General features: G+C 67.3%; 16 protein-coding genes. 10 read left to right on the top strand and 6 right to left on the bottom strand.

Annotated elements, in window-relative coordinates:
- Positions 1-154 precede the first annotated feature (154 nt).
- On the top strand, positions 155-388 hold the full coding sequence (gene rpmB, locus QTI45_RS24605) for a 50S ribosomal protein L28 (protein WP_028251282.1): 234 nt from the start codon (positions 155-157) through the stop codon (positions 386-388).
- Positions 389-399: 11 nt separating this feature from the next.
- A complete protein-coding gene (rpmG, locus tag QTI45_RS24600) occupies positions 400-573 on the top strand; it encodes a 50S ribosomal protein L33 (protein WP_007830291.1) in 174 nt (57 codons plus the stop codon).
- A 118-nt stretch (positions 574-691) separates the two neighbouring features.
- On the opposite strand, the gene QTI45_RS24595 is transcribed toward rpmG, so the two are convergent.
- From QTI45_RS24595 to QTI45_RS24585, 3 genes are all read right to left on the bottom strand, one after another.
- Positions 692-1,906 (bottom strand): DesA family fatty acid desaturase, encoded by a 1,215-nt coding sequence (locus QTI45_RS24595; protein WP_286656144.1) that lies wholly within the window; start codon positions 1,904-1,906, stop codon positions 692-694.
- A 130-nt stretch (positions 1,907-2,036) separates the two neighbouring features.
- Entirely contained in the window at positions 2,037-3,308 is a 1,272-nt protein-coding gene (locus tag QTI45_RS24590) for an RsmB/NOP family class I SAM-dependent RNA methyltransferase (protein ID WP_286369788.1), read from the bottom strand.
- A gap of 12 nt (positions 3,309-3,320) precedes the next feature.
- Positions 3,321-5,177 (bottom strand): M48 family metallopeptidase, encoded by a 1,857-nt coding sequence (locus QTI45_RS24585; protein WP_286369789.1) that lies wholly within the window; start codon positions 5,175-5,177, stop codon positions 3,321-3,323.
- Between the two features lie 35 nt (positions 5,178-5,212).
- Between QTI45_RS24585 and QTI45_RS24580 the strand changes: the two genes are divergently transcribed.
- Entirely contained in the window at positions 5,213-5,455 is a 243-nt protein-coding gene (locus QTI45_RS24580) for a DUF1653 domain-containing protein (protein ID WP_286369790.1), read from the top strand.
- Positions 5,456-5,474: 19 nt separating this feature from the next.
- Here QTI45_RS24580 and purN read toward each other — a convergent pair whose 3' ends face one another.
- Positions 5,475-6,059, bottom strand: a complete 585-nt coding sequence (gene purN, locus QTI45_RS24575; protein ID WP_286369791.1) for a phosphoribosylglycinamide formyltransferase — start codon at positions 6,057-6,059, stop codon at positions 5,475-5,477.
- 142 nt (positions 6,060-6,201) lie between these two features.
- On the opposite strand from purN, the gene QTI45_RS24570 reads away from it, so the two are divergent.
- The 3 genes from QTI45_RS24570 (at position 6,202) to QTI45_RS24560 (ending at position 9,993) form a co-directional block, all read left to right on the top strand.
- Positions 6,202-7,383, top strand: coding sequence for an acyl-CoA dehydrogenase family protein (locus tag QTI45_RS24570; RefSeq protein WP_286656143.1), 1,182 nt, complete (start codon positions 6,202-6,204; stop codon positions 7,381-7,383).
- 25 nt (positions 7,384-7,408) lie between these two features.
- Positions 7,409-8,524 carry an acyl-CoA dehydrogenase family protein gene (locus tag QTI45_RS24565; RefSeq protein WP_286656142.1) on the top strand — a complete coding sequence of 372 codons (1,116 nt, stop codon included), beginning with the start codon at positions 7,409-7,411 and terminating at the stop codon, positions 8,522-8,524.
- Between the two features lie 89 nt (positions 8,525-8,613).
- On the top strand, positions 8,614-9,993 hold the full coding sequence (locus QTI45_RS24560; protein ID WP_286369794.1) for an alpha/beta fold hydrolase: 1,380 nt from the start codon (positions 8,614-8,616) through the stop codon (positions 9,991-9,993).
- Between the two features lie 14 nt (positions 9,994-10,007).
- Here QTI45_RS24560 and QTI45_RS24555 read toward each other — a convergent pair whose 3' ends face one another.
- Positions 10,008-10,565: an HNH endonuclease gene (locus tag QTI45_RS24555; protein WP_286369795.1), complete on the bottom strand. Its 558-nt coding sequence runs from the start codon at positions 10,563-10,565 to the stop codon at positions 10,008-10,010.
- Between the two features lie 164 nt (positions 10,566-10,729).
- Between QTI45_RS24555 and QTI45_RS24550 the strand changes: the two genes are divergently transcribed.
- The 4 genes from QTI45_RS24550 to QTI45_RS24535 all read left to right on the top strand — a co-directional run bounded on the left by QTI45_RS24550 (position 10,730) and on the right by QTI45_RS24535 (position 16,931).
- A complete protein-coding gene (locus QTI45_RS24550; protein WP_286369796.1) occupies positions 10,730-11,767 on the top strand; it encodes a bifunctional riboflavin kinase/FAD synthetase in 1,038 nt (345 codons plus the stop codon).
- A gap of 110 nt (positions 11,768-11,877) precedes the next feature.
- Positions 11,878-14,721 carry an isoleucine--tRNA ligase gene (gene ileS, locus QTI45_RS24545; RefSeq protein ID WP_286369797.1) on the top strand — a complete coding sequence of 948 codons (2,844 nt, stop codon included), beginning with the start codon at positions 11,878-11,880 and terminating at the stop codon, positions 14,719-14,721.
- Entirely contained in the window at positions 14,721-15,218 is a 498-nt protein-coding gene (gene lspA / locus QTI45_RS24540; RefSeq protein WP_286369798.1) for a signal peptidase II, read from the top strand. Before ileS ends, lspA begins: the two co-directional genes overlap by 1 nt.
- A gap of 57 nt (positions 15,219-15,275) precedes the next feature.
- Positions 15,276-16,931 (top strand): Na/Pi cotransporter family protein, encoded by a 1,656-nt coding sequence (locus tag QTI45_RS24535; RefSeq protein ID WP_286369799.1) that lies wholly within the window; start codon positions 15,276-15,278, stop codon positions 16,929-16,931.
- A 17-nt stretch (positions 16,932-16,948) separates the two neighbouring features.
- On the opposite strand, the gene QTI45_RS24530 is transcribed toward QTI45_RS24535, so the two are convergent.
- Positions 16,949-17,929: a quinone oxidoreductase family protein gene (locus QTI45_RS24530; RefSeq protein ID WP_286369800.1), complete on the bottom strand. Its 981-nt coding sequence runs from the start codon at positions 17,927-17,929 to the stop codon at positions 16,949-16,951.
- Between the last annotated feature and the right edge of the window lie 117 nt (positions 17,930-18,046).

Raw genomic sequence — 18,046 nt, 5'->3', positions numbered from 1 at the left:
GCTATAATCCAAGGCTTTGCCGAAATTGACCCATGCGGTCGGGGCGGCAAGCCGGGGTACCGCCACCCGTTTTCTGGCGAGGTCAAGCTGCAAACCACCCACGCAACCCTGCTGCGTTGCCTTGGTGCCAGCTGTTCAAGAAAGAGTGTCCAACATGGCACGCGTCTGCGAAGTCACGGGCAAAGGCCCGATGGTCGGAAACAATGTTTCCCACGCCAACAACAAAACCAAGCGCCGGTTCCTGCCGAACCTGCAATACCGTCGTTTCTGGGTCGAAACGGAAAACCGCTGGGTTCGCCTGCGGGTTTCGAGCGCTGCCCTGCGCCTGATCGACAAGAACGGCATCGACGCCGTGCTCGCAGACCTGCGTGCACGCGGCCAAGCTTAAGGAGCTGAATCATGGCAACGAGCAAAGGCGGACGCGAAAAGATCAAGCTGGAATCCACCGCGGGTACCGGCCATTTCTACACGACCAGCAAGAACAAGAAGACGATGCCTGAAAAGATGTCGATCATGAAGTTCGACCCGAAGGCGCGCAAGCACGTCGAATACAAGGAAATCAAGCTGAAGTAATTCGGCGCTTTCCCATAAAAAACCCGCTGCGATCCAGCGGGTTTTTTGTCGCCTGTCAATTCGTGCAGGCAAGGAAAAGCCGGCTCGAAAGCCGGCTTTCAGTTGGGGCGCCGCGGCGTCAGGTGCGGGCGGCGCGCAGGCGGGTGGAGAACTCGCGCAGGCCGGCGATGCCGCTGGCCTCGGCGCGGTGGCACCAGGCAGCCAGGTCGGCCGCCAGCTGCTCGCGCGACTGCGAGGTGTTGAGCCACAGCTGGCGCAGCTCTTCGCGCATGGTGACCATCTTGTCGAGCACCGGGTGGGCGGCACGCGCCTGCACCAGGTTCGAGCGCGCAGCAGCGGGCACCTTGTCATCGTCGCGGTGCAGCCAGTTCTTGGCTGCCTTGAGCACCGACAGGTCGGCGCCCTTGGCCTTGAGCTGGTCGAGTTCGTCGCGGGTGGCACGGCGCATTTCGCGCGCATAGCCGGCCATCACTTCGTAGCGGTTGGCGATCACGGCCTCGAGGGTCTTCTCGTTGGCCACCGGCACCACGTCGCCCAGCTGCATCTTGGGCGGCAGCTTCTTGACCTTGGCCCAGCCGATCTTCTGCATCAGGCTGATGTAGACCCAGCCGATGTCGAACTCGTACTTCTTGACCGAGAACTTGGCCGAAGTCGGGTAGGTGTGGTGGTTGTTGTGCAGCTCCTCGCCGCCGATGATGATGCCCCACGGGATCAGGTTGGTGCTGGCATCGGTGGCTTCGAAGTTGCGATAGCCCCAGAAGTGGCCGATGCCGTTGACGACGCCGGCGGCCCAGAACGGGATCCAGAGCATCTGCACCGCCCACACGGTCAGGCCCAGCATGCCGAACAGCGCGACGTTGATGATCAGCATCAGGCCCACGCCCTGCCAGCTGTAGCGCGTGTACAGATTGCGTTCGATCCAGTCGTCGGGCGTGCCGTGGCCGAAACGCTCCATCGTTTCCTTGTTCTTCGATTCCTTGCGGTACAGCTCGGCGCCGCGCCACATGACTTCGTCGATGCCCTTGACCTGCGGGCTGTGGGGATCGTCCACGGTCTCGCACTTGGCGTGGTGCTTGCGGTGGATGGCGACCCATTCCTTGGTCACCATGCCGGTGCCCAGCCACAGCCAGAAGCGGAAGAAATGCGAGGGGATCGGACCCAGATCCATGGCCCGGTGCGTTTGCGTCCGGTGCAGGAAGATCGTGACCGCCGCGATCGTGATGTGCGTGGTGACGAGCGTGTACAACACGACTTGCCACCATGTGAGGTCCCACAAGCCGTTTCCGAGCCAGTCGATGGCCGCGCTCAGTACGGCAGAGTCAGGAAGCAACATTGAAATCAGTACTCCATGGCCACACGAAGGTGCAGCCTCCAGGTAACCCGCGATTTTAAAGGTTGGGGCCTGAAAAGGGGCCTAAATCCTTGATTTGTCGCAAGTTTTCCTATGCTTTGGAGCCTGCCGCCTATTTTCGGTTCCACACGGCGGCAAAAAAGCCGTCCGTGGCGTGCCGATGGGGCCACAGGCGGAGGTAGCGCGTCCCGTTTTCGCCTCCCGCGCAGAGCGTCTCGGCGCCCGCCACCTTGAGGCCGGCCAGCAGTTCCGAGGCGTCCTGCAGCTCGAAATCCGGGTTGGCGGCGCCAAAGGCTTCGGCGATGGCCTCGTTTTCTTCCGGCAGCACGCTGCAGGTGGCGTAGACCAGCCGGCCGCCTGATTTCACCAGCCGGGCCGCGCTTTGCAGGATCGCCGCCTGCTTGACAGTCAGCTCCTGCACCGATTGCAGCGACTGACGCCATTTCAGGTCGGGATTGCGCCGCAGGGTGCCGAGGCCCGAACAGGGCGCGTCGACCAGCACCCGGTCGATCTTGCCGGCCAGGCGCTTGATGCGGTCGTCGCGCTCGTGGGCGATCGCCGCGGGATGCACGTTCGACAGGCCGCTGCGGGCCAGCCGCGGCTTGAGCGCGTCCAGCCGGTGGGCCGAGGTGTCGAAGGCGTAGAGGCGCCCGGTGTTGCGCATGGTGGCCCCGATGGCCAGGGTCTTGCCGCCGGCGCCGGCGCAGAAATCGACCACCATCTCGCCACGCTTGGCGTCCAGCAGCAGGGCCAGCAGCTGGGAGCCCTCGTCCTGCACCTCGACCGCGCCGCGGGTGAAGGCCTCGAGCTTGTTCAGGGCCGGCTTGCCATCGACGCGCAGGCCCCAGGGCGAGAACGGCGTGGGCAGCGCCTTGATCGACGCCTTGGCCAGTTCTTTCTGCACCTCGGGCCGCTTGTCGCTGAGCGCATTGACCCGCAGGTCGAGCGGCGCCGGCTGCTGCAGGCTTTCCGCCAGGGGCCAGAACTGGTCGCCGAGCTGCGCCTTGAGCGGCGCCACCAGCCATTCGGGCAGGTTGTGGCGATGCCGCTCGAGCAGGTCGTCGGTCTTGACGGCGTCGCAGTTGTCGAGCCAGCGCTTCTCGGTGTCATTGAGGGCGCTCTTGAGGAAGTCGCGCGGGCCGTGGAAGCCGAGGATCGCCATCCGGCGCTCCTTCGGCCCGCTGCCGGAGGGCGAGAGATGGTCGAACAGCAGCTTCTTGCGCAGCACCGTATAGACCGTCTCGGCCAGGGTGGCGCGCTCGCGCGGCCCGAACTCGCGGTGGTCGCGGAAAAAGCGCGAAACGACCTGGTCGGCCGGGTGATCGAATTTCAGGACCAAGCCGACCAGGTCGGCAGTGGCGTCAAGCAGGGCTTTGGGGTGCATGCCCCCATTGTCTCAGGCAGCCCGGCTCCAGATCTCGCCGAAGGCCTGGCGCTCGATCTGCTCCAGCGTCGGCGAATGGCCGCCCCACAACACCAGCGCGGCGCCCGGCAGGCTCAGGGTCTGCTCGAGCTGCCGGCAGAGCTGCCAGCGCTCGTCGTCGCTCATCTGCGGCAGGTCGAGGAACACCACGTAGGCCCGGCGCCACGGGAACTCGCGCAGGTTCTTGCGCACCAGCCAGGCCCGCGAGACCGGCGCGCAGCGCACCAGGTCCGCCCGCAGTTCGCCGAGCTCGAACTCGCTCAGGTCGTGGCGCGTGATCTGGCTGAAGAAGGGCGTCGCGGTGATCTCTTCCCAGGCGCGCTGCTCGGCCTCCTCCGCGGTCCGGGCCCGTTCACGCCACAGCTTGAGCGCGCGCTCGTCGTGCCCGCCGCCGTCGGGGTCCTCGAGCAGGCCGACCGCCGTCTTGGCGGCCCACCACCGGCTGGCCATGCTCGATTCGTGCAGGCGTTCCAGCACAGCGAGCCGGGCGCCGCGATCCCGCACCGGCAGCAGCTGCGCCAGGCCTCGCAGGGCGCCCGCATGGTTTTCGGTCAGCTGCAAGGCGCGCTCGTAGTGGCCGCGGACGTCGGCGGCGGCATCGAGCCGGCGGCTGCAGTCGGCCCACTCGACCATCTCGTCGGCGTTGTTGCGGCCGGCGCTGGCCGCCAGCGAGGCGACCCGTTCGCGCACCCGCACGAGATAGGCGTGGTGCTGCTTCCAGTCGTTGGCGTGGTTGCGGCGCCATTCGTTGTCGAAATGCGCCGTCCATCGGGAGGGATCGGCGAGCAGGCCGAGCGACGATTTCGACGACCACGACGGCAGGGCCGCCTTTTCATCCAGGGCTTCGAGCCGGTCGCGCAGCACCGGATGGGTGTCGTCGACATCGCTGACGCTGCGCAGCGCCCCGCGCAGCGCCGCCCGGGCGAAGTCGGGCGCCATCGGTGCGCTGAGCTGCGGCGCCATGGCGGAGAAAGGCCCGGCCGGAATGGGCTCGTCGACCGCCCGCGCCCAATGGGAAGGCCAGAAGGTCTCGGCATACCAGGCGCTCTTGACCACGATCTCGGTCAACGCGCCGGCCACCACCCGCGTGCCGAGCAGGCGGGCCGCGACGCGGTCGGCTTCGTATTCGTCCTGCCGCGCCAGCGCGAAGGTCTTGGCGGCGAAACGCGGGAAGTACCAGCGGAAGAAGGCCTGCGAAGCGAAGGCCATCACGCCTTCGTCGCGCTGGAAACTGGCGTCCAGCTTGAGCCAGGACATCCGCGTCCGGTAGATCCAGGCGCTCAGCTTGCCGTGGTTGCCGCGCAGGTGCCCGTACTCGTGGGCCAGCACCGACAGCAGGCGCCGGCGGTCCAGCGCCATCAACAGCGGCAGGCCGATGCTGAGATGGTTGACCGCGCCGCCGAACAGCCCGAACCGGGGCAACTGCCGGATGCTGGCGTTGAATTCGCTGTCGAGGTAGATGCGGTGCACCGGAGGGCCGTCGATGCGCTGCCGGATGCGCTCCAGCGCCTCGAACAGCGCCGGCGCGTCCTCGCGCTCCAGCGCCTCGCCCTCGGGTTCGTCGAAGCTCACCCAAAGCGCGCGCAGCGTGGCCCAGAGCAGGCCCAGTGCGAACAGGAGCAGCCAGCCGCGGCCGAAACTGAAGCGCCCGCCCTGGCCGAGCGCGCCGGCCACCCAGGCGATGATGCCGATCGCCAGGCCCAGGCATCCGATCACCCAGAGGTAGCCCAGTGCGGCGAAGAAGGCGACGCCGCGCCGGTAGCCACCGCTGTCGTCGGCGCTGGCATGCTCGCTCATTCGCACGAGATGAACAAAATCCGCCCTATTCATCCCGACCTTTCAAGCCCTTGAAGGAAGTAACCCGCGTGAACGACGACGACCTGCCACCCCTGATCGAGACGCCTCCCGGACGCTACCGCCACTACAAGGGCGGCGAGTACGAAGTCCTCGGCACCGTGCGGCACAGCGAGACGCTGGAGCCGATGACGCTCTACCGCGCGCTCTACGGCGAGCGCGGGCTCTGGGTGCGCCCGGCCGCCATGTTCGGCGGCCTCGTAGAGATCGACGGCTCGTCACGGTTGCGCTTCGCAAAAATCGAAGAGTTGTAATCAGACTCTTCGGATTGTGTCATTTTGCTTCTCTCAACCATGCGGCAATCGCTTGCGGGTAAACCCGGTGTTCGTGCACAAGAACACGTTCCGCCAGGCTCTCGGCCGTGTCGTCGGGCAGGATCGGCACCACCGCTTGCGCCAGGATCGGCCCGTGGTCGAGTTCGACCGTCACCTGGTGCACCGTGAGCCCTGCCACCTTGCAGCCCGCCTCGATCGCGCGCTGATGCGTGTGCAGCCCCGGAAAGGCGGGCAGCAATGACGGATGGATGTTGAGCAGCCGTCCTGCATAGCGGGTCACGAAGCCCGGCGTCAGGATGCGCATGAAGCCGGCCAGCACGACCAGCGCCGGCGCGTGCGCATCGACGGCAGCGGCCAGCGCGGCGTCGAAGTCCTCGCGGCTGGCGAAGTCCTTGTGCGGGACCACCGCGGTCGCGATGCCGGCCGCGCGCGCGAGGGCCAGGCCCGCCGCGTCCGGCTTGTTGCTGATGACGGCGGCGATGCGGGCATCGAAACGGGCGGCCCAGCGCTCCTGCTCGGCGGCCCGCACGATGGCCGCCATGTTCGACCCGCCGCCGGAGATAAGGATCACAATATTCTTCATCGGACGCGGGATTATCCGTCGCGCATTTCCGCCGCCCGCGTTGTCGCGGCGCGGACACCCCGGAAGCGCACGACCGTGCTAAAACCGGCGGTCCGGAGACACGCCGCGTCCGCGGCGGATCGATCAACACAGCGAGGCACGCATGGATTTGAGCTTCACGCCCGAAGAACAGAAGTTCCGCGAAGATATTCGCGCCTGGGTCAAAGAAAACCTTCCCCAAGACATCTCGCACAAGGTGCACAACGCGCTCGAACTGACGCGCGACGACCTTCAGCGATGGGCGAAGATCCTCGGCAAGAAGGGCTGGCTGGGCTATGGCTGGCCGAAGGAATTCGGCGGCCCCGGCTGGACCGCGGTCGAGAAGCACCTGTTCGAGGAAGAGGCCGCGCTGGCCGGCGCGCCGCGCATCATCCCCTTCGGCCCCGTGATGGTGGCGCCGGTGATCATGGCCTACGGCAACCCCGAGCAGCACAAGCGCTTCCTGCCCGGGATCGCGAGCGGCGAGGTCTGGTGGAGCCAGGGCTACAGCGAACCGGGTTCCGGTTCGGACCTGGCCTCGGTCAAGACCAAGGCCGAACGGCAGGGCGACAAGTACATCGTCAACGGCCAGAAGACCTGGACCACGCTGGGCCAGTACGGCGAATGGATCTTCTGCCTGGTCCGCACCAGCAACGAGGGCAAGCCCCAGACCGGCATCAGCTTCCTGCTGGTCGACATGAAGTCCAAGGGCGTCACGGTGCGTCCGATCAAGCTGCTCGACGGCGGCTACGAGGTCAACGAGGTCTTCTTCGACAACGTCGAGGTGCCGGCCGAGAACCTGATCGGCGAGGAGAACAAGGGCTGGACCTACGCCAAGCACCTGCTCTCCCACGAACGCACCAACATTGCCGACGTCAACCGCGCCAAGCGCGAGCTGGAGCGCCTCAAGCGCCTGGCCAAGAGCGAGGGCGTCTGGGAAGACGCCCGCTTCCGCGACGAGATCGCCAAGCTCGAGGTCGACGTGGTCGCGCTCGAGATGCTGGTGCTGCGGGTGCTGTCGGCCGCCACCTCGGGCAAGAACTCGCTCGACATCGCGGGCCTGCTCAAGATCAAGGGCAGCGAGATCCAGCAGCGCTACTCCGAGCTGATGATGCTGGCCGGCGGCCCCTACGCGCTGCCGCTGATCCGCGACGCCATGGAAGCCGGCTGGCAGGGCAACTTCCCGGGCGGCCATCCGCAGCTGGCGCCGCTGACCTCGACCTACTTCAACATGCGCAAGACCACCATCTACGGCGGCAGCAACGAAGTGCAACGCAACATCGTCGCCCAGACGGTGCTGGGTTGAAAGCGAACTGACAAGGATCAAGCACATGGACTTCAATTTCAGCGACGACCAGCAGCAGCTTCGCGACGCGGTCGCCAAGTGGGTCGAAAAGGGCTATGGCTTCGAGCGCCGCCGCGGCATCGAGGCCGCCGGCGGCTTCTCGCGCGAAACCTGGGACGAACTGGCCGAACTCGGGCTGGGCGGCCTTTACATTCCGGAAGACGAAGGCGGCCTGGGCATGGGCCCGGTCGAAGGCATGGTGGTGATGGAAGAGCTGGGCCGCGGCATCGTGCTCGAGCCGCTGGCGCAATCCTTCATCGCCGGTGCCCTGCTGGCCGGCCATGCCGACGCCGACACCAAGGACAGCTGGCTGCCGCGCATCGCCGGCGGCCAGGCCCTGGTGGTGCTGGCCTACCAGGAGCGCAAGGCGCGCTACCGGCTCGATGTGTGCGACGCCAAGGCGCAGAAGGCCGGCGACGGCTTCACGCTGCACGGCACCAAGAGCCTGGTGCCGGCCGGCGACGAGGCCGATGCCTTCCTGGTGCCGGCGCAGCTCGACGGCAAGATCGCGCTGTTCCTGGTCGAGCGCGCCGCCGATGGCGTCGCCGCCCGCGGCTACGGCACCCAGGACGGCAGCCGCGCGGCCGAAGTCGTCTTCGACGGCGCCGCCGCCACGCTGCTCACGCGCGACGGCCTGGCTGCACTCGAACACGGCGTCGACATCGGCATCGCCTCGACCTGCGCCGAAGCGGTCGGCGTGATGGACCAGACGCTCGCGGTGACGGTCGACTACATGAACACGCGCAAGCAGTTCGGCGTCGCCATTGCGAGCTTCCAGGCCCTGCGCCACCGCGTCGCCGACATGAAGATGCAGGTCGAGCTGGCGCGCTCGATGAGCTACTACGCGAGCCTGAAGCTCAACGCCCCGGCCGCCGAACGGCGCCAGGCGATGGCCCGCGCCAAGTACCAGCTCGGCGTCTCGATGCGCTTCGTGAGCCAGCAGTCGGTGCAGCTGCACGGCGGCATCGGCGTGACCGACGAATACATCGGCAGCCATTACTTCCGCAAGCTCACGCAGCTGGAGATGACCTTCGGCGACAGCATGCATCACCTGGGCGAAGTGTCGGCCCGCATGCAGGATACGGCGGGGGTGTTCGCCTGACCGTCGATCGCTGTCCGGCCCGATAAGCCATCCGCGCCCGCCGGCTTTGCCCGCGGGCGCTTTCATTTTCAATCGAGACCCGTCATTCCATGCACACTCGCCGTCGCCTGATCGCACTCGGTTGCGCAACTGCCTTGCTCGCCGCCTGCTCTACGCCTGTGCCGACGGGCGAGCGGCCGCCGATCCTGTTCGTCCACGGCAACGGCGACTCGGCCGCGCTGTGGCAGACCACGATCTGGCGCTTCGAATCGAACGGCTGGCCGCGCGACCGCCTGTTCGCAGCCGACCAGCCCTTCCCGCTGGCGCGCGACGACGACGGCGTGGCCCAGCCGGGACGAAGCTCGACCGCCGAATCGATGGCCTTTCTGAAGGCCGAGGTGGACCGGGTCCTGAAAAGCACCGGTGCCACCCAGGTCGTGCTGATCGGCAACTCGCGCGGCGGCAACACGATCCGCAACTATGTGCAGAACGGCGGCGGCGACCGGGTCGTGAGCCACGTGGTGCTGGGCGGCAATCCGGCGCACGGCATCTGGGCCGTGAAAGGGCGCGCCGAGGGCAGCGAGTTTTCCGGCTTGAGCGCTTTCCTGCAGCGGCTCAACGCACCGAAGAACGCCGAGGGCCACGAGGTGACGCCGGGCGTGAAATGGCTCACGCTGCGCTCGGACAACAATGACAAGTACGCCCAGCCGGACGGCCTGTGGATCGGCAGCAAGGGCCAACCGACGCTGATCGGCTTCGATGGGCCGGCGCTCAAAGGCGCGACCAACCTGGTGCTGCCGCGGGTCGATCACCGCGAGACATCCTTCTCGCCGGCCGCCTTCGAGGCGACCTGGCGCTTTCTCACCGGCGAGGCGCCGCGCACCCTGCAGCCGATCCCCGAGGATTCGGTGGCGCTGTCCGGCAAGGTCACGGGCCTGGGCCTCGATCCGACGGACCCCGCGAGCGGCAATTTTCCCGACAACCTGCCACTGGCGGGCGCCCGCCTGTCGATGTTCGCGGTCGACCCGGCCAGCGGAACCCGGCGCGGCCCCGCGGCCTGGGAGCAGACGATCGGGACGGACGGCCGATGGGGACCGTTCGCCGGCCGCCCCGACACCGCCTACGAGTTCGTGCTGGCGGCGCCCGGCTACGCCACGACGCACATCTACCGCAACGCCTTCCCGCGCTCGAGCGGCATCGTCCAGCTGCGTCCGGAGCGCATCGCGGAGGCCGATCGCGACGCCCGGGCCCTGGTGATCTTCACGCGGCCGCGCGGCTATTTCGATGCCGAGCGCGACCGCATGCGCTTCGATGGCCAATCGACGCCGCCGGGCGTCCCGCCGAAGGGTGCCGGCGTGTCGAGCTCGAAGATCAAGCTGGGCAGCGACGCGCCGCGGCCGGTGGAAGCCGAGTTCAACGGCGAACGCGTGGTGGGGCGCACCTGGCCGCTGGCGCAGGGAGAGGTCAGCGTGCTCGAGTTGACCTACTGACGGCTGCGGTTCGCCTATCCGTGGAGCCTCGAACTCTGCGGCAGGTGGGCCATCAGGAACTCCATCTGGTCCGCCAGGATGCGGCGGTTGCGCAGGATGAAGTCCTCCCACAGGCTGGGCACGTAGGGCGCGTACAGCAGCGCCATGCCGGCCTGCTCGGGCGTGCGGCTGCTCTTGCGATGGTTGCAGGGGCGGCAGGCCGTGACCACGTTCATCCAGGTGTCGATGCCCTTCTGGGCGAACGGAATGATGTGCTCGCGCGTGAGTTCGTCTTCGTGGAAGTGGCCGCCGCAATAGGCGCAGACGTTGCGGTCGCGGGCGAACAGCTTGCTGTTGGTGAGTCCCGGACGCTGCGTGAAGGGGTTGATGCGCGGCACGCCCTTGGTGCCGATGATGCTGTTGATCGCGATCTGCGACTGCTGGCCCGTGACCGCGTTGTGGCCGCCCCTGAACACCGCCACCTGCGCGCCCACTTCCCAGCGGACCTCGTCGGAGGCGTAGTGGATCACCGCCTGCTCGAGCGAAATCCACGATTGGGGCAGCCCTTGGGCCGACAGCTTCAAGACCTTCACCAGACGCCTCCTCGATCAAAGAGAACCACGGAAAGACCAGGACACGGCGCTCGCCCGAGGGGCTTGCGCATGACGCAGTGCGTCACAATATACCGGCTTTGTGACAAAAAGGCCTTCACGTGCCCATTCCATGGGCGCAAAGTGCTATCAAAAAGATACTGACAATGCAGGTTTTCCGGGGTTTCAGGCATCCGGGCGTGGCTCCGGCCTGTGCCCTGACCATTGGCAATTTCGACGGTGTGCACCGTGGTCACCAGGCCATGCTGGGGCTGCTCAACACCGAGGCCCGCCTGCGCGGACTGCCCAGCTGCGTGCTGACCTTCGAGCCCCACCCGCGCGACTATTTCGCGGCCCTCACCAAGCGGCCTGAGCTGGCGCCGGCGCGCATCGGCACCCTGCGCGACAAGCTCGGCGAGCTCGCGGCCGGCGGCGTGGCGCAAACCATCGTGCTGCCCTTCGATGCCCGGCTGGCCTCGCAGACGCCGGAAGAATTCATCCAGCACGTGCTGATCGAAGGCCTGGGCGCACGCTACGTGCTGGTCGGCGACGACTTCCGCTTCGGCGCCAAGCGCGCCGGCGACTACGCGATGCTCGACCGCGCCGGCGAAGCGCACGGCTTCGATGTCGCCCGCATGAACAGCTACGAGGTGCACGGCCTGCGGGTGTCCAGCTCGGCGGTGCGCGAAGCACTGGCCGAAGGGCGGATGGCCGACGTCCAGGCGCTGCTGGGCCGGCCCTATGCGATCTCGGGCCACGTGGTCCACGGGCGCAAGCTGGGGCGGGCGCTGGGGGCCTCCAAACCGGGCCGCGACGACGGCTTCCGGACCCTCAACCTGCGCTTCAAGCACTGGAAACCGGCCGCCAGCGGCATCTTCGCGGTGCTGGTCCACGGGCTGGCCGCGACACCGCTGCCGGGGGTCGCCAACCTCGGCGTGCGCCCTTCGCTGGACGCCAACGACGTCAATGGCGGCCGGGTGCTGCTCGAGACGCATTGCCTCGATTGGCCGGCCGAACTCGGCAGCGAAGGGGCCTACGGTAAAATCGTCCGCGTGGAACTTCTGCACAAACTGCACGACGAATTGCGCTACACCAGCCTCGAGGCCCTGACAGCGGGCATCGCGAAGGATGGCCGCGACGCGCGCGCGTTCTTCGCCTCCACGCACGCCGAGACCCATCGCCAGACCACGCGCGACCGAATTTAGAGCGGGAACCGTCGCTTTCCGCCGCGTTCGGCCGCCCTTGGGATGCAAGGGGCCGCATGCTCCCCTCGATCCCCGAGCGCTGCCAGGCAGCGCAGATTTCTGGAACTTCCATGGCTGACAACAAGACCGATGGCGCCACCGACTACCGCGCCACCCTGAACCTGCCCGATACCCCCTTCCCGATGCGCGGCGACCTGCCCAAGCGCGAGCCCGGCTGGGTCAAGGAATGGAACGAGGAAGGCCTCTACCAGCGCCTGCGCGACGCCCGCCACGGCGCCCCCAAGTTCATCCTGCACGACGGCCCCCCGTACGCCAACGGCCAGATCCACATGGGCCACGCGGTGAACAAGATCCTGAAGGACATGATCACCAAGGCGCGCCAGCTCGAGGGCTTCGACGCGCTCTACGTGCCGGGCTGGGACTGCCACGGCCTGCCGATCGAGAACGCGATCGAGAAGAAGTACGGCCGCAACCTGAGCCGCGACGAGATGCAGGCCAAGAGCCGGGCCTACGCCACCGAGCAGATCGCGCAGCAGATGGCCGACTTCCAGCGCCTCGGCGTGCTGGGCGAATGGGAGCATCCGTACAAGACCATGGACTTCGCCAACGAAGCCGGCGAGATCCGCGCCTTCAAGCGCGTGATCGAGCGCGGCTTCGTCTACCGCGGGCTGAAGCCGGTGTACTGGTGCTTCGACTGCGGCTCCTCGCTGGCCGAGTTCGAGATCGAATACGCGGACAAGAAATCGCAGACGCTCGATGTCGCCTTCAAGGCACATGACCCGGTGAAGCTGGCCGCCGCCTTCGGGCTGCCCGGGCTGCACAAGGACGCCTTCGCGGTCATCTGGACCACCACCGCCTGGACCATCCCGGCCAACCAGGCGATCAACCTGAACCCCGAGCTCGACTATGCGCTGGTCGACACCGAGCGCGGCCTGCTGGTGCTGGCGGCCTCCCTGGTCGAGATGTGCATGAACCGCTATGCGCTCGACGGCAAGGTGCTGGCCACCGTCAAGGGCGAGCGGCTCGGCGGGCTCGAGTTCGAGCATCCGCTGTACGACGTCGACGCGGGCTTCCGCCGCCTGTCGCCGGTCTACCTGGCCGACTACGCGACGGCCGACGACGGCACCGGCCTGGTCCACTCCTCGCCGGCCTACGGCGTGGACGACTTCAACTCCTGCGTGGCTCACGGCCTCTCCTACGACGACATCCTGAATCCGGTGCAGGGCAACGGCTCCTACGCACCCGACTTCCCGCTGTTCGGCGGCCAGAACATCTGGAAGGCAGTGCCGGTGATCATCCAGGCCCTGCGCGACGCCGGCCGCCTGTTGACCACCGAAGTCATCAGCCACAGCTACCCGCACTGCTGGCGCCACAAGACGCCGGTGATCTACCGCGCCGCGGCCCAGTGGTTCATCCGCATGGACGAGGGCGAAGGCGTCTTCACCAAGGACAAGGCGCCGCAGACGCTGCGCCAGACCGCGCTGGCCGCGATCGAGCAGACCAGCTTCTACCCCGAGAACGGCAAGGCGCGGCTGCACGACATGATCGCCAACCGGCCCGACTGGTGCATCAGCCGCCAGCGCAGCTGGGGCGTGCCGATCCCGTTCTTCCTGCACAAGGATTCGGGCGAGCTGCACCCGCGCACGATGGAGATCCTCGACCAGGCCGCCGCCATCGTCGAGCAGGGCGGCATCGAGGCCTGGAGCCGCGTGACGACCGAGGAGATCCTCGGCGCCGCGGACGCGCCGCACTACACCAAGAGCACCGACATCCTCGAGGTCTGGTTCGATTCGGGCTCGACCTTCTGGCACGTGCTGCGCGGCACGCATCCGAACGTGCACCACGAGACCGGCCCCGAGGCCGACCTCTACCTCGAAGGCCACGACCAGCATCGCGGCTGGTTCCATTCCTCGCTGCTGCTCGCCAGCGCGCTGGAAGGTCGCGCGCCGTACCGCGGCCTGCTCACGCACGGCTTCACGGTCGACAGCCAGGGCCGCAAGATGAGCAAGTCGCTCGGCAACGGCATCGATCCGCAGGAGGTCAACAAGAAGCTCGGCGCCGAGATCACCCGCCTGTGGGTGGCCGCGAGCGACTACTCGGGCGACATCGCGGGCGATGACAAGATCCTGGCGCGGGTGGTCGACGCCTACCGCCGGATCCGCAACACGCTGCGCTTCCTGCTCGCCAACACCAGCGACTTCGACATCCGGAAGGACGCAGTGCCGCTCGGCGAGTTGCTCGAGATCGACCGCTACGCGCTCAGCCGCGCAGCGCAGTTCCAGGCCGAGATCCTCGCGCACTACAAGGTCTACGAGTTCCATCCGGTGGTGGCCAAGCTGCAGGTGTACTGCTCCGAGGACCTCGGCGCCTTCTACCTCGACGTGCTCAAGGACCGGCTCTACACCACCGCGCCGGGCTCGCTCGCGCGCCGCAGCGCCCAGACCGCGCTCTGGCACATCACGCAGGCGATGCTGCGCTGGATGGCGCCGTTCCTGAGCTTCACGGCTGAAGAGGCCTGGAAGTTCTGCGGCGACGGCCAGTCGATCTTCGTCCAGACCTACAGCGACCTCGGGACGCCCGACGCGGCGCTGCTGGCCAGGTGGACCCGCATCCGCGAGATCCGCGATGCGGTCAACAAGGAGATCGAGACCGTGCGCACCGCGGGCCAGGTCGGCTCGTCCCTGCAGGCCAACGTGACGATCACGGCGCCGGCCGACGACCACGCGCTGCTGGCCGCCCTCGGCGACGACCTGAAGTTCGTGCTGATCGCCTCGGCGGTCGCGCTGGCGGCGGGCGATGCGCTGGCGATCCAGGTCAATCCGAGCAGCGCGGCCAAGTGCGAGCGATGCTGGCACTGGCGCGAGGACGTCGGCCACGACTCTGCGCACCCGGGCCTCTGCGGCCGCTGCACCAGCAACCTGTACGGAGCCGGAGAGCAAAGGATCGTCGCCTGATGGCCCGCAAATCTTCGGGCAAGTCGGGCCTGGGCATCTGGCCCTGGCTCGGCCTCGCGCTGGTCATCGTGATCATCGACCAGTTCACCAAGACGCTGATCCTCGGCTACTACAAGCTCGGCGACGCCACCTACGTCACGAGCTTCTTCAATGTGGTCCGGGCCCACAACACCGGCGCGGCGTTCTCGTTCCTCGCCGATGCGGCCGGCTGGCAGCGCTGGTTCTTCACCGCCATCGGGATCGCAGCGGCGATCTTCATCATCTGGATGCTGAAGTCCCATGCGGGCCAGAAGCTGTTCTCGTTCTCGATGGCCGCCATCCTGGGCGGCGCCATCGGCAACGTGATCGACCGGATGATGCACGGCTATGTGGTCGACTTCCTCGACTTCCACATCGCCGGGCGCCACTTCCCGGCCTTCAACGTCGCCGACAGCGCGATCACCCTCGGCGCGATCTGCCTGATCCTCGACGAACTGCGGCGCGTCAGGCGCAAGTAGCCGCCTCGGCTCGACGCGAGGCGGGCCCGGAAGCTTGGTCTATAGTCCATCGCTTCCATGAAGCATCTGTTGAATCTACTTGCGGCGGTGGCGCTGCTGGTATGGGGCACCCATCTCGTTCGCACCGGCGTGCTGCGGGTCTTCGGCGCCAACCTGCGCCGGATCCTGGTCCACAGCATGCGCAACCGCTTCACGGCGGCCCTCTCGGGCATCGGCGTGACAGCCCTGGTGCAGTCCAGCACCGCGACCTCGCTGATGACCTCCTCCTTCGTCGGCCAGGGACTGGTGACGCTGCCGGCCGCGCTGGCGGTGATGCGCGGCGCCGACATCGGCACCGCGCTCATGTCGGTGCTGTTCTCGGCCGACCTGTCCTGGCTGTCGCCGCTCTTCATCTTCGTCGGCGTGGTGCTGTTCATCACGCGGCCTTCCAGCGTGGCCGGCCGGGTCGGGCGCGTGCTGATCGGGCTCGGCCTGATGCTGCTGGCGCTGCAGCTGGTGGTGGCGGCCACCGGGCCGCTGTTCGAGGGCCCCGCGATGCGCGAGCTGCTGGGCACGCTGGGCAGCGACGTGCTGCTCGAGATCACCATCGGCGCCGCGCTCGCGATCGTCGCCTACTCCAGCCTGGCGGTGGTGCTGCTGGTCGCCGCGATGGCCAGCTCCAACGTCGTGCCGCTGGACGTCGCGATGGGCCTGGTGCTCGGCGCCAACCTGGGCAGCGGCCTGCTGGCGGTTCTCACCACGGCCAAGTCCTCGGTCTCGGTGCGCCAGGTCACGGTCGGCAACCTGCTCTTCAAGCTGCTCGGCGTGGCGATCGCGGCGCCTTTCGTCGGCCTCTGGCTGCGCGAGGTCAGGCCCTATATCTCCGACGCGACGCAGTTCGTCGTGCTGTACCACCTGGCCTTCAACGTGCTCGTGAGCATCGGCTTCATCGGCCTCACCAACTGGGTCGCCAGGCTGGTCACGCGCATGCTGCCGGTGCCGGTCGAGCCGGCCGCCACGCGGCGGCCGCAGCACCTCGATCCCTCGGCCCTGTCGACGCCGACCCTGGCCATCTCGAATGCCGCGCGCGAGGCGCTGCACCAGGCCGATGTGGTCGAGACCATGCTGATCGGCGTGCTGGGCGTGATCCGCAACAACGACCTGCGGCTGGCCCAGGAGCTGCGCAAGCTCGACGACACGGTCGACGAGCTGTACTCGGCGATCAAGTACTACATGACGAAGATCTCGCGCGAGGCGCTCGGCGAGGAGGAAAGCCGGCGCTGGACCGACATCATCAGCTTCACGATCAACATGGAGCAGATCGGCGACATCATCGAGCGCGTGATCATCGACATCGAGGACAAGAAGATCAAGCCGCAGCGCAACTTCTCCGAGGCCGGCATGGCCGAGATCGTCGAGCTGCACGAGCGGCTGGTGGCCAACCTGCGGCTCAGCATGAGCGTGTTCCTGAACGGCAGCGTGCGCGACGCCCAGAAGCTGCTCGAGGAGAAGGCGCGCTTTCGCGACCTGGAGCGCGCCTATGCCACCACGCACCTGGGGCGCCTGTCGGACCAGACCGCGCTGAGCATCGAGACCAGTTCGCTGCACATCGACCTGATCAGCGACCTGAAGCGCATCAACTCGCACATCTGCTCGATCGCCTACCCGATCCTCGAGTCGGCCGGCGCGCTGGCGCCCACGCGCATGCGCGAATCGCGGCTGAATTCGCTTTAGGCTCGCCCCCAGCCGAGCTACAAGGTCAAGATCGTGCAGCCGGTGGTCTTGCGCGCCTCGAGATCCCGGTGCGCCTGCTGCACGTCGGTCAGCGCATAGCGCTGGTCGATCGGGATCTTCACCGCCCCGCTCTGGACCACCGCGAACAGTTCGTCGGCCATCGCCTGCGTGCTCTCGCGCGTGGCGATGTGCGTGAACAGCGTGGGACGCGTGACGTAGTAGGAGCCCTTGGCCAGCGTGCCGAGATTGAAGGCCGCCACCGGCCCCGAACCATTGCCGAAGACCGCCAGCAGGCCGAAGGGCCGCAGGCAGGCCAGCGAGCCTTCGAAAGTGTCTTTGCCGACCGAGTCGTACACCACCTTGACGCCCTTGCCGCCGGTGATCTCCTTGACCCGTTCGGCGAAGTTCTCGGTGCTGTAGTTGATGGCGTGCGCCGCTCCGTGGGCCAATGCCAATTGGCACTTGGCGTCGGTGCCGGCGGTGCCGATGAGCTGCAGCCCGAGTGCCTTGGCCCACTGGCAGGCGATCAGGCCGACGCCGCCGGCTGCCGCGTGAAAGACGATGAAGTCGCCCGGCTGCAGGCCCTCGGCCGGCAGCGTCTTCTTGAGCAGGTACTGCGTCGTCAGGCCCTTCAGCATCATCGCGGCGCCGGTCTCGAAGGAGATCGCGTCGGGCAGCCGGCAGACGTTCCTGGCCGGCATGACGCGCTGCTCGCAGTACGAGCCGGGCGGCGCACTGGCATAGGCGGCGCGATCGCCGGCCTTCAGGTGCGTGACGCCCTCGCCCACCGCCTCGACCACGCCGGAGGCCTCCATGCCGAGCTGCAGCGGCATCGGGAACGGATACAGCCCGCTGCGCTGGTAGGTATCGATGAAGTTGAGCCCGACCGCCTTGTGGCGGATGCGGATCTCGCCAGGCCCGGGGTCGCCGACTTCGACATCGACGATCTTCAATTCCTCGGGACCGCCGTTGCGGTCGATGCGGACGGCTTTGCTCATGAAGTGGCTCCTGGTCGTATGGTTTGAATGGATGGGCTGAAAGCGAGGCGCCTATGCTGCCACGGACTTCGATTCGAGGCAGGCGCCGAGGATTGCGGCGGCAGCCCGGTACAGTTC

Source organism: Variovorax saccharolyticus, from assembly GCF_030316765.1.
Lineage (GTDB): Bacteria > Pseudomonadota > Gammaproteobacteria > Burkholderiales > Burkholderiaceae_C > Variovorax > Variovorax saccharolyticus.
This window is presented reverse-complemented; position numbering and strand designations above follow the sequence as displayed.